This is a genomic window from Ruminiclostridium cellobioparum subsp. termitidis CT1112 (assembly GCF_000350485.1).
Lineage (GTDB): Bacteria > Bacillota > Clostridia > Acetivibrionales > DSM-1351 > Ruminiclostridium > Ruminiclostridium termitidis.
Map to the genome: position 1 here is coordinate 39,443 of NZ_AORV01000018.1, position 12,494 is coordinate 51,936.

Annotated in this window: 7 protein-coding genes; 1 reads left to right on the forward strand and 6 read right to left on the reverse strand. The window is 41.7% G+C overall.

The window, feature by feature from the left end:
* Positions 1 to 113 precede the first annotated feature (113 nt).
* A complete protein-coding gene (locus tag CTER_RS03800) occupies positions 114 to 956 on the forward strand; it encodes a hypothetical protein (protein ID WP_004623781.1) in 843 nt (280 codons plus the stop codon).
* A gap of 10 nt (positions 957 to 966) precedes the next feature.
* On the opposite strand, the gene CTER_RS03805 is transcribed toward CTER_RS03800, so the two are convergent.
* The 6 genes from CTER_RS03805 to CTER_RS03830 form a co-directional block, all read right to left on the reverse strand.
* On the reverse strand, positions 967 to 1,956 hold the full coding sequence (locus tag CTER_RS03805; protein WP_004623808.1) for a metallophosphoesterase: 990 nt from the start codon (positions 1,954 to 1,956) through the stop codon (positions 967 to 969).
* A 109-nt stretch (positions 1,957 to 2,065) separates the two neighbouring features.
* On the reverse strand, positions 2,066 to 3,409 hold the full coding sequence (locus tag CTER_RS03810; RefSeq protein ID WP_004623797.1) for a nitrogenase component 1: 1,344 nt from the start codon (positions 3,407 to 3,409) through the stop codon (positions 2,066 to 2,068).
* Between the two features lie 103 nt (positions 3,410 to 3,512).
* The gene (locus CTER_RS03815; RefSeq protein ID WP_004623812.1) at positions 3,513 to 5,033 is read right to left on the reverse strand and encodes a nitrogenase component 1; all 1,521 of its coding nucleotides are present in this window, start codon (positions 5,031 to 5,033) and stop codon (positions 3,513 to 3,515) included.
* A 289-nt stretch (positions 5,034 to 5,322) separates the two neighbouring features.
* Positions 5,323 to 7,146 (reverse strand): hypothetical protein, encoded by a 1,824-nt coding sequence (locus CTER_RS03820; protein ID WP_004623814.1) that lies wholly within the window; start codon positions 7,144 to 7,146, stop codon positions 5,323 to 5,325.
* Between the two features lie 315 nt (positions 7,147 to 7,461).
* Positions 7,462 to 8,643, reverse strand: a complete 1,182-nt coding sequence (locus CTER_RS03825; protein WP_004623833.1) for a LysM peptidoglycan-binding domain-containing protein — start codon at positions 8,641 to 8,643, stop codon at positions 7,462 to 7,464.
* A 183-nt stretch (positions 8,644 to 8,826) separates the two neighbouring features.
* A complete protein-coding gene (locus CTER_RS03830; RefSeq protein WP_004623838.1) occupies positions 8,827 to 12,402 on the reverse strand; it encodes a PA14 domain-containing protein in 3,576 nt (1,191 codons plus the stop codon).
* Positions 12,403 to 12,494: the final 92 nt, after the last annotated feature.

Here is a 12,494-nt window from a genome sequence, read left to right on the forward strand (position 1 = left end):
TGACGGGAATTCCTAATACAAATACTATTGCTTTCAATTTTAGGTTCGGTTACCATAGATATATAATTGATTGCAAGGCCTGATAGATAAGAATGTTGAGGGGATGGATTTTAATGACAATAAAAAAGCAGTATCAATCCGATATTGATAAAATTATGGTCAAACGTTATGACAACGGCGATGATTATTGGACCACTCCCGACAGACGTCTGATAAAAGGAAGTCCGTTTTCTACCCTTAACTGCGCATATATGTTGTCAGAACTGGGAATGGATGGTTTCGAACCTGTATTGAAAGAGACAGCCGACCTGATCTTAAGTTCATGGCGTGAAGACGGACGATTCAAGCTGACCCCTCAAGGTGCAATATATCCCTGCCATACTATTAATGCAGCCAGAACCCTCAGCCATTTGGGATATTCTTCTGACGGCAGGCTCAAGAAAACCTTTGAGCATCTCCTGGAAATTCAGCACAGCGACGGCGGCTGGCGGTGCAATAAGTTCAGCTTCGGCAGAGGCCCTGAGACGGAGTTTTCAAATCCTGGTCCGACGTTGGCGGCGCTGGATGCTTTCAGATTTACTCATTATTTAAACTCGGCTGAAGCTCTTGATAGAGCTGTAGAATTTCTGCTTGAGCATTGGGAAACCCGTATACCGCTCGGCCCTTGCCACTATGGAATCGGTACGCTTTTTATGCAGGTTACCTATCCGTTTTTCAGTTATAACCTTTTTTTCTATGTTTACGTTCTATCTTTTTATAACAGGGCAAAAAAGGACGGAAGATACCTCGAGGCACTGGGAGTTTTGCAATCCAGATTAAAAAGCGGCAGTATTGTAGTGGAACGGCCCAATCAGAAGCTGGCAGGGCTCACCTTCTGCAAAAAAGGGGAACCGAGTGACCTGGGGACTGAGCGTTACCACGAAATATTAAAAAACCTTGAACATAAATATGATTGAGATAATGTTTTCAATCAATCAGCTTAATTTTTTCAGTGAAGCTGTCTTTGGTGTCTTCAAAAAAATTATACTTATTCTTGTATGGTGAATATGTGACCACTTGGAGTAATCCTGATTCGGGGTGAAAATTGAGATATCTTAAATATCCGTCTCCTCCATGCGGTGCTTTTTGATAATCCGACAGTATTTCTATTACCTTTCTGGTGCTTCCATCGGTATTTATAACAGTTTTTATTCTTCTGACAGCACAATGGTTATGCCCGCATAAAACCATAATCACATTGCTGTTTTTTGAAATTATGCGGTTGAATACGTTGTGAGCAACGTAAGTCAGGGAGGAATTGCAGTTGAGATATTCGTGCATGGCTAATATGGCGGTCCGGCCGGAATATTTTTTCAGAATATTATTTGACCATTTGATGGTTTCTTCAGTAATATTTGTACTATAGTCCAGATAAAGAATAATAAAATCATGGCCGCCAAGGGTTATTAAGTCATAATGGTTGAGATTGTTACTCATGTTTCCTCCGTACCATGATTTGGCTTTAAAGCGTGATTTTCCAAAATATTTATTGTACATTTCATAATTCAATCCATTAATTGACACGTCATGATTTCCTGCAAGGACGCCGTAAGGAACATTTGCAGTATCAAGCTTTTTAAAATTGCGGTCGGCAACCTCCCATTGCCTGATATCGCTCGCAACATTTACCAGATCGCCGGTATTGATTACATAACCAAAAGAACCTTTCTTATATTCTTTGACAAGCCAGTCACCCAGGAAATCGAATATTTCAGGATAGGACTCGGCGTAATATTGCGTGTCGGTAAACCATACCATTGAAAAAGGTTTTTCATTAATTATTCTTTTTCCCTGTTCTGCTGTTTGACTATTACTTTTAACACCGCGGATATCACTTATCTGTGCAAATGTGATGTTGGAGTAATTGTTCATCATTAGGAAAACAGCCGTTAAAACAGCAAGCAACCGCCTTTTCATTTCCTCACCCACCTATAATATACTTAATTAATTGTCACTATTATTTTGAGTAATATTATTGGCGGCATACTTGAAATTAATAGAAAAATTTTTACATTCCTTGTTATCTTTATGCGCTTGCGCTTATTGCCACGGTAAAGATTTTTTCAATCAGGGACAGTGCACCTTTATACCCCACATACGATCTTGAAAGAACTACTTCATACGAGGACGGAAAGCCTATTTCAACTATATTACCCTTTAATTCTTTTGCGATATCCCTGTCCCAGGTAGTTCCAAAGATAATGGCGGGCTTTTCGGCTGCTGTACGCAGTGCTTCTTCAATCAGATAGCCGTCTTCCAGAAATTCAACCTCCAGATTCACATCGTGGTCAATATGTCTGAACTCTTCACGGATTTGTTCCTTATATTCCTCGGGAGTGTTTTCAGTTATGATTTGTTTTACTGAAATAAGCCCCAGCTGCTTTACAAGAAATTTTGTGATGGATAAGCTGTAGATACTGTCGCTGACGACGGCAAACCTGGCAGGTACACCCCACCAGTATTCGGAATAGAAATCGGAGAAATCCTCCACATATTTGTAATAGCTCTCTTCCTCTTTAGCGATAAATTCTTCTGTTGATTTGGAATTCAGACCGGCGAACTTTGATACCTTGCGCAGGAATTCAGAGGTCTCCAAAGCGCCTATGGGAATGGCAGGAATATGCAGGTACGGTTGATTGTACTTATTCTGAAGATGTTCCGCAATTCCGAGCCCTACCCAGGGCGATATTACCAGGTTGAAAGCCGCTTTGGGAATATCCAGCCATTCAGTGACACCTTTGGAGTCGTGCCCGAATAAAATATTTACCTTCAGTCCGATTCCTTTCAGGATTCGTTTGATCTCGCCCAGATCGCCGCGCCAGTATGTATTTTGATAGGGCACCTCTGTCCAGACATTTACGGTGTTTTTAATTTTATTTCCCGAATAGTCGCCTATAAATTGATCTATAATAGCACGCACCACAGTTTCATGACCAACCAGGTTGTTTCCGTGAAAACCGCCGGTTTCGGCATAAACGATGGGCACACCTTTCTGCTGGAACTCACTGACGACAGAAGGTATATCATCCCCAACTATGTCCGGAATACAGCCGGTAAGCACAACAAACAGGTCGGCAGCCATGATTTTGGTGGAAGCCTGTATCAGCTCTCTCAGCCTGTTGTCTCCTCCGAATACCACTTCGTTTTCAGAAATATTTGCGCTTGGGGGCACTGCTCCGCCGCTGTAGCCTCCGCCCTGAAAACCGTTATAAAATGCAAGACTCACATACTGCTTATCGGCACAGCCGGGCCCGCAATGGGTTATGGGTATCACCCCTGGTATGGCGGCAGCAGTATGTGTTGCTCCTATGGCGCAGCCGTAGCGCGGCCGGCTTATGGAATTTGTTTTTGTATCCTCAAGTAAAGACATCTGATTTCCTCCATTTCATATAAATAATGCCTGTTATAAAATCAATCCCGTTCATAAAATAAAACTCGTGCATAATCTGCATGTAATGTAATCTTGTATATAATCAATCCTGATAGATCAGCTGGGGGTTTCTTGCGACAATATAGGGATCTGTCTGCTCAAGCCACCACTTGGTATAGGGCAGTTTGACATGTTTTGAAAGATCCTCATGAAACTTTCTGCGCTGCAGGATTTCCAGGATGGCATTGCCAAGATTCACAATTCCGTCATAACCTACGGCAATATGCTCATCGCCCAGCGGAGCAGCAGGGATTCCCAGCCGTGAGGCAAGGGGAGCAAGCCCGTTGTGCCTTATGAGTATAAAGTCCGGATTTACCCTTTTTAGAAGAGCATAAAATTGGTGCTGCTGTCTGTTGCTGACACTGAAATTTTCTACATCTCCGTAGTTATCCACCAAAAAGGCCAGGGAGTCCTGAGCGGGGTCTTCACTGTCATAGATAGGATCATGATGGAATACCAGGGAGCCGTTTACCTCAATCCCCAGTTCTCTCATAACGGCTATCAGACCGTGGGAATATGCGGAACCTGTGGCTACATAGCCCTTTTTACCCTTCAGCTTGAGCTTTAGAGCAGCTATGAGGGGCTTGATCCGTGCATGTTCCTTTTTTATATATCTTTCGGCCGGTTCTTCACGGTGAGTCAGCTTTGCAAGTCCCCGGAGCCATGCATCGGTGCCTGCGATTCCATAGGGCTGCGGAGCCTTTAACTCCGGCACGCCGAAATTCTGCTCCAGCCCCTGGGCAAGATAGGAGGATAACGTGTTGCAGAAGCCGACTGTGGCAGCAGCCTCCGACATTTGTGCCAGATCCTCCACCGTTGCCATATCAATTACATAATTCACGCGCAAGTTCAATTCCTTCAGCATTGGGGTAAAAACGTCCGAACCCCAGAGATTGATCACATTGACCAGATCTTCCTGCTTTTTTGGATTTTTTCTCACTATATCCCTTAAAATCCCATGCTGTGTGGAATCAAATCCTGTACTCCAATGTTTTGACCTGAAACCCTCGCAGTGGAGCGGCACAACCGGAAGCCGGTGCTGCTCGGTATATTCGGCGGCTACACTGTCTATGTCGTCACCGATAATACCAGTGGAACATGAAGTTCCGATAAAGATAGCTTTTGGATTGTAACGTTCAATAACATCATCCAGAGTTTGCTTAAGCTTTTCAATACCACCAAAGACCATATCCTGTTCAAGGAGGTTGGTCGATACTATTTTCAGATTTTCCACCGGCAGATTCCTCATGGCAAGTCCGTTCCTGTAAATGGAGTTGTATATGGTCTGGCTGACGGCACAACCAATTGGAGAATGTTGTATGAGCACCGCATCACGGACGTTTCCGGCCTGACATTCAACCATCTGCTCACTGCAGACCGAGCCCTGTGTAAAGGGTCCTCTCACCTCACACAGCTCACATGCCTTCCCCTTTCTTCCGGTACATTTTCTTGCATACCCCGATTCTTCGGCGAGACTGTCGGCATTGCCGTCCCAGCCTATGATGGTACCAAGCCGCTGTTCGCGGCTTTCTACAGCGGTTGCAGCTAAATTGATTCTTTTCACTAAAATTCACTCCTTACATTTTAAGAATAGTTTTTCCAGTAAATAAAAAAGACTGTTTATAAGTACTTGATATACTTAAAACAGTCTCTGATAAATTCAGTCAACTTCATTATTGAATTTTTGCAGTTCAATAACACCAATTTACATTTTCATTTAAATTCTAGTAAAGTGTAATAACGTTTTTATAATTCAAAATATATTATGCATATATATTTAATATGTTAATATTAGCATACAATGTATTTTTTGTAAATCCAAAAATTTTTAATAAGCATTATTAACGTAAAACTCAATCAGCTGTGGGATAGCCGAATACAATCCTGTCAACCTTACTTTCTTTTATCAGTAAAACCAATGCCTGTGCTTTTACCGGTTCATCAGATTTATGCGGATCTGCATAGATTATCATGGCTTTTTGATAATTATTATACATATCAGCAGGTTTATGGCTGGTCAAAATATGTTTTATATCATTTAATTCATAGGTATCTTCAATCTTTTTTTCGGTATCCTTTTCCTCAGCTCCGAGGTTGTAGATATTGCGGTCTCCGAATCGGTCCGTCACTTCCTTGACAGTCATTCCCACTTTCAGGCCGCAGTCAAGTGCCTGACCATTACCTGTTAAATCAAATCTAAAGGTTGTATCGGTTTCGGAAGGCTGTTTTTTAGGTTGGTAACCTGAATAGAATTCCAATTCCATACCGGGATATTCTGCAATATGGTAGTATTCAAATGTATCCGGGCCGTCGGCAGGAGAATTTATTTTGCAGGTCCGCATATGGGCCGGAAGTCCAAACGATTGCACCAGCTTTTTATATGTAATATTCAGTAAAGGTTTTTTGCTGCTGCAAATATCGGACATTGCAAAACCCCATTTGACTGTTCCGTCAGGCGCATCAGATACCTGTGCCTGACCGGCAGTGTTCTTCCCTTTAACAGGCCGGTATTGCAGCTCGGAAGAATAGATCATCTTGACAGGAAACTTTTCATTTTTTCTGAAAAGGACAATGCTGTCATCACGGCCGGTGCTGTAGCTCCAGATGCCACCAATAGAGCCAGGCTGCGGGCTTTCATCAGTGCACCCGACTTCATTTGATTTGTTAATAAGGGCTTCATTGATGCTGTATACTTTCAGGCTTTCCTGCTCTTTGGTTAAAACATAGCTCAAATCCAAAGCATTATGTTCTATGGTTATTATTTCTCCTTTCGCAGGGAAACTCTCCAGCGGGTAATCAAAAACTACCGTATTGCTCGAGAATTCTATTTTTCTTATCCTGTTTTCCCTGCTGTTAACTTGGTATAGGTATAAACGGTTTTTTTCCTTATTTGTGGAATTATCATCATATGCGTAGCCGGATAGAGTTTTCCAATTTCCAGTTTTTCGCTCTTCAATCAATTTCAGAGTATCATTTTCAATTAAATAGACTGTGTCACCGGTGGACAGGAGGGTTTTTAAGGTACCTCCCCCGATATATCCGAACAGCACTTTTACATTTTTAAGAGAAAATTGAGGTTTCCACTGTACCGCATTGATTATGGTTTCAGTATCGTTTTCATTTTTTATATTCAGTAAAATGTTCTTTTCATCATCTATCAGCAAGCCGCGGCTGGTCAAAGAGCCCTGTATACTGTCTTCAACAGCTGTAAATCTGAGATTGGAGCTGAGACCCTGGGGCATATCATAGTAATTTATCTCAATGGTGTCAAAATCCGATTCATAGCTCTCCAGGTCAGGTAAAACATACTGCAGCAGAATTCTTGGTTTGGAACATACCAGCCCGCCGTAGCCCGAGGAATAGCTTATTTTTGCGAAGGCTATGGGATTCCTGATTATTTCCAGGAATTCTTTTTGTGTTACGGTTTTCTTTTTTTCATTTAATTTAACCCCTTGCAGTTCTGGCAAAGGAGAGTAATTTTCAGCTGAAAACAGGGTTTCTTCAATTGCATTCCCGGGAGCAGCAGTCATTCCCCGGTTGTTTGGCGGGGTGCTGTCCTTTTTACCAATTTCAACAAATTTATTTTTTTCTTTGTCGATTCTGAAATTATCTTGTCCGCAGCCTGTCATGCCGGCTAATATAAATATTAATAAAAACAAAAATAAAAATCTTTTCAATTTTACAGCCTCATTTCAATTTATTAGGCAATTATTATTTCCCTTAAATGTATACTAATGGAAATATTATATTATACAGGTATAAAAAAATCTATTATTTTACAAGAAAATTTGCTGCGCTCATTTTTTAGTGCTTATTGACTCTTATAAAAGTTATAAATTCATATACGCAAAAAAGTACCAGCCTGAATATAAAACGGCTGGCATTTTCAAAATCATATAAAATCAAATAACATATAATATAAACAATATAAATAGAAAAAATGGAGTGAATTTTTCTATTTTTTGAGTTGAGCGGGTTTGACAGGCATATTCTTAAATACCGGTTTTTTGTTCAGGGCTGTTTTCATCCTGCTTGTATGAAGCAAAATCAGGTCTGCATATGTAGTTGAATAATTTTTTGATAGCTGCCGAATATCCGCCGTCCCAGTCGCTGAAGGTACCTTCACTGGCAAGGTTCAAGCTGCTCTTGCCGGCCTGGCTGACCTTGACGGAGGCTTTGTGGGGGCCCTTGCTTCCACTGGAATGTGCATACAGGATGGTGTCTCCGGAAACCTCGTACACTATACCAATATGTCCCCCTCCATCAAAGCGTATGTAATCCCCGGGACGTACTTCTGAAAAGGTTGCTATTTTTTTGCTGCATTGGGTGGAAGTCATATTCGCTGCACTGACTCCCCAGTGAAGTACATTGTCAGTAGGAATTTTAAACACCTTTTTGTAATATTGTACTGCCAGGCCGTTGGTAGCAGCGTTTATAACCTGTAATACAAAGCCGGAACAATCAATCCCGGCCGCCTGGGGATTTGCCGATACTTTTTCCTGAAGTTTGGGATCGTCGGCAGTCAATCCAAGCTTTTGCATATTTTTATTCATTTCTTCCACAGACCATTTTCCCTTGCCGGAATCCCCTCCCCATTGATAGGGCAGCTGTATCTTCTTACTTTCCTTGCCGGACTTGTCGGTATACTTGAAATCAATATAGCTGCTGATCTTATCTTTTAGCATATCAATGTTTATTGCTCCGTTATCGCTGTTTTTTTCCTGAACTTTGTCCTGGGCTTTGTCCTGAGTCTTGTTCTGAACTTTATGGGGCTGAGGTGAACTTTTGTCAGGTGCCGGTATTTTCAGCTTTTGGCCCGGATATATACGGTTTATATCCTTAATGTTATTCAGGTTCTTAAAAGTTTCAACAGTGGTATGATATTTTTCTGCGATTTCACCAAGTGTGTCACCGCTCTTTACTGTGTATAAACTTTGACTTTCCTGAAGTTCCTTTAAAAATTGGCTTGTTGCACTGTTGCCGATGGTCTTCTGCAGTAAATTAATATCGTTGTATGTAAGAGAACCCGGGTTAGTGCGGAGCCTTTGTATAATTTCAAAGGGGTTGGTCTGCTTTACAATTGTTTTGCTGGAGGAGGCAGTCTTTTGGGGCGGCTTCTTGGCTCCTTCAGCCCGGGTTTGTTCATTTTCTTTGGAATGTAAACTTGTATACATATCAAAGCCTCCTTTAATTAAGCTTTCAAATAATAAGTAATATTAAAAGGGAGTTATACAACCTATATGTTTGTCAATGAACAAAAAGGCAGTGTGAAATAAAAAGAAGTATAATTCTGTCTTTGACAAAATTATACTTCGGATGTTTGGAACTATATAAATTTGAAGCTAATCCAATCTCAATTAAAAGACTTTAAATTCGGAGAAGCTGGCCCAACAACCGTCCTCCAGGCCTGTTACCGTTACTTTGACATATCTGATGTTACTTATGTTAAAGCTGTCTTTTTTTGTCTGTACAGCCGTGTTATTTCCTGTATTGTCTACGGCTGCCGTCCAGTTTGTGCCGTCGGCCGAAACTTCAATCCGGTACTTGTATACCTTGTTCTTTTCCCATGTGATTTCAGTACCTGTCAGGTCCAGGTTGCTTCCAAGATCTACCTGCCACCAGTGATTAACATTTCCGTCTGCTGCACACCACCGTGTGTCAAGGTTTCCGTCATTTCCGTTTTGAGCGGAGTTGCCGTTTTCCTCACTGTCCGAAACAGCACTCCTGCCCAGAGCTAAATTATCTATTGACGGCTGCTGTGTGGAAATTGTCACAGGCAGGGACTGGGGTGAATTGTTTCCAGCAGCATCATATGCCGATACTGTATAGGTATATGATGTATTTGCGGCAAGACCCGTATCGGTATAAGTTGTGCCGGAGGTCACAGTTTGAATCAGACTGCCGTTCCGGTATATCCTGTAACCGGCTACACCTGTGTTATCTGTAGAAGCTCTCCAGTTTAAAACCACCTGGCTGGATGAAACGGCTGAAGCACGCAGAGTGTCCGGAGTTGAAGGCGCCTGTGTATCAACATCGGTGCAATACAATTGACTCTTGGGAACAATTTGCTTTGTCTGGCTGGGGCTTGACCAGAAGAGTTTTGCCTCTGCTTCGTTGGTCTTATCGAAATATTCATATTTTATATCATATTTCTGTCCGGCTGTAAGTGTAATAGTACCGCTGCTTTCAGCAGAACTGTGTTCCCTCCAGTCGTCTATTATCCTGGTTCCGTTTATCCATAGCCTTGCACCGTCGTCAGAAACCGTAGTGAATGTGTATGTTTCCGAATACAAGGGCTGTATTTGTCCTGTCCAGCGGACAGAAAACTCATCTGCGCCCATTGAGGGTATGGGGGCATTTTTCCACCAGTTAAAGTTGATATTTTCATCCACTCTTTCCTTTATCAGGTTGGTGAAATCAATATTGTCATAGTACTCACCTTTGAGTCCATTGCCTGTACCCAGCGGGACCTGAGGTGTGGAGGTGCGGGTTGTTGCCGCTGCACTTGAGCTCTTGTTTGAGCTGTTACCCTCAGCATCAAAGGCTGCAACCTGGTAGGTGTATGTTGTATTTGCAGCCAGGCCGGTATCTGTAAAAGTCGTTGTGTTATTTACCGTTCCTGCCAGGACACCGTTTCTGTAAATCCTGTATCCTGCAACACCTGTATTATCTGATGAGGCATTCCAGGTCAAAGTGATTTGATTTGCAGAGACAGCCGAGGCCCTGAGACGTTCAGGAACTGTGGGCGCCTGTGTGTCTGTGCCGGAAGTTGTTCCGGAAGAATAAAGCTGGCTTTTAGGAACGATTTGTTTTGATTGACTGGAGCTTGACCATTTAAGATTAATTCTTCCTATATCACAATTATTATAGTACTCCAGTTTTATGTCATACTTCTGTCCCGCAGTCAGATTAATGTTTCCATTATTCTCCGTTTCGCTATGGTCACACCAATTGTCGATAAGTTTTACGCCATTAACCCATAATCTGACGCCGTCGTCTGATGTTGTGTAAAATGTATATGTTTCTGAATACAGTGGTTGAATTTGTCCAGACCACCTGATGGAAAATGTCTCTTTATCTATTCTTGAGTCAGGTGAGCTATTTTTCCAGTAATTATCTACTGTATCGTCGGTACGTGTAAATTTTAGGTCGGTTAAATCCTTATTGTTGTAATATTCGGCCTTCAGACCGTTTCCGTTTCCATACCAGGAATCACCGCCGTTTGAGTTCGGAGTTGTCACATAGGCAAATTCACTGTGATTTGAATAATTGCCTGCCGCATCGTAGGCGACTATGGAGTATACATAGGTGGTGCCTGCTGCCAATCCTCTATCCCTGTAAGAGGTGCCCTTTGATATATCGGCTACCTCGTAGCCGTTTCTGTATATTTTATAGCCTGCTATTCCCACATTATCATAAGAGGCATTCCAGTTCAAAGCAACTTCGCTGGGGACCGGAGCGGTTATTTTAAGGCTGGTGGGAGCTGTAGGAGCTTTTGTATCAACATTGGTATTTGTGCCTCCACTGCCAAATACCTTGAATTCGGAGAAACTTGCCCAACAGCCTGATTCCAGGCCTGTAACGGTAATCCTTACATACCTGGCCGAATTTGCACTGAAGCTGTCTGATTGAACCTGCTGCTTGCTGTAACTGTTGGTCTTATTAGCTTTAAGAGTCCAGTTGTAGTTATCGGGAGAAACTTCTATTTTGTACTTATATGCCTTATTTGGCTTTTCCCATGTTACCTGTGAACCGTTGATGTTGTAGAGGGCTCCCAGATCTACAGTCCACCAGTGGTTTATGGAACTGTCGGATGCACTCCAACGGGTTGAAGTATTTCCGTCATTACCCTTGTAGGCCGGATTTTCAGATTGCTGGCTGTCGGAAAAGACGCTTTTGTTTAATGCTATATTGCTTTGAGCGGCATCAGTTGAAAAAATAGTTGCTCTGTCGGCTGTAACATTAGTTCCTTTGGATTTGCTGTTTTTAGTTCCTGTAACGCGCACCTTCAGTGTATGCTGGCCTGGTTTCAAAACAGGACTTGTGTATACTAAAACATTGTCCGCTCTCTTGGAAGAGTAAAAATCAACATTGGTTTCCCGTCCGTTGTCGATTGAAACAGCGGCAATACCGTGATTATTCGAGGTTGCTCCATAAAGCTTTATCTGTGTGCCTTCAAATTTTACCTTATAATAAGCATTGCGGCTTGAGGACCAGTGATTATCCTCCAGATATGCATTTGCCTGTGTTCCGTAATTCCATTTTCCGCTGTAATTAAACTGGCCCAAGCCATTGCCTTTAGTATTGTCATTAATGCTGGTGCTTCCGTCATCATCAATGATAATGGCACCGGCACCTTCGTTAATTTCGGCATTCTTTCCCAGTACTTCGGCTATAAATTTTATCAATACTATTGTTTGATTTTTCTTGTTGCTTGTCAGAACACTGTTTTTGATTTCAAAACCGTTAACCTTTATTTTATTGTTGTCAAGATTCATAACCAGAGTAATGTTACCGTCTGTTATTGTAACAATGTGTGTTTTGCTGTTCCAGTTGACATTTGCCCCAAGGCCCTCCTGAACAGGTTTTACGGGTAATACAAAATTTTTGTATTTAATGGTATCCCCATCGTTGACAGAGTACTCCCGGCCGTTGATAAAAATTGATGTGGACCCATCCTTGTACTTTTGTTTTAACTTTAATATCTGATTAATAATTTCCTGGATATATTGCTGATCATAATAATCATAGTTCCTGTCATCTCTGCTGTAGTTATTAAGTATTGCCTGTAATGCGTTTATGGCATTTTCATACTCGTCGTTATAATTATTAAACTTTTTGTCATTGCCATTTCCGTTACCGTTAGTGGCAAAAACCGCTGTTGATGACAATAACAGCACGCATGCCAATAAGATACACAAAAATTTCTTCATAATTTTTAACCTCCAAATAAAATAAAAAAATATAATTCAGACTTAAATTTAAATCCTGTTGATTTTATTATATTCTATTTTCATTGTTAAAT

What these genes read in the sequence shown, in the direction of transcription:
- CTER_RS03800 (WP_004623781.1), top strand. Translation starts at nt 114, where the DNA reads ATGACAATAAAAAAGCAGTATCAATCCGATATTGATAAAATTATGGTC.
- CTER_RS03805 (WP_004623808.1), bottom strand. Translation starts at nt 1,956, where the DNA reads ATGAAAAGGCGGTTGCTTGCTGTTTTAACGGCTGTTTTCCTAATGATG.
- CTER_RS03810 (WP_004623797.1), bottom strand. Translation starts at nt 3,409, where the DNA reads ATGTCTTTACTTGAGGATACAAAAACAAATTCCATAAGCCGGCCGCGC.
- CTER_RS03825 (WP_004623833.1), bottom strand. Translation starts at nt 8,643, where the DNA reads ATGTATACAAGTTTACATTCCAAAGAAAATGAACAAACCCGGGCTGAA.
- CTER_RS03830 (WP_004623838.1), bottom strand. Translation starts at nt 12,402, where the DNA reads ATGAAGAAATTTTTGTGTATCTTATTGGCATGCGTGCTGTTATTGTCA.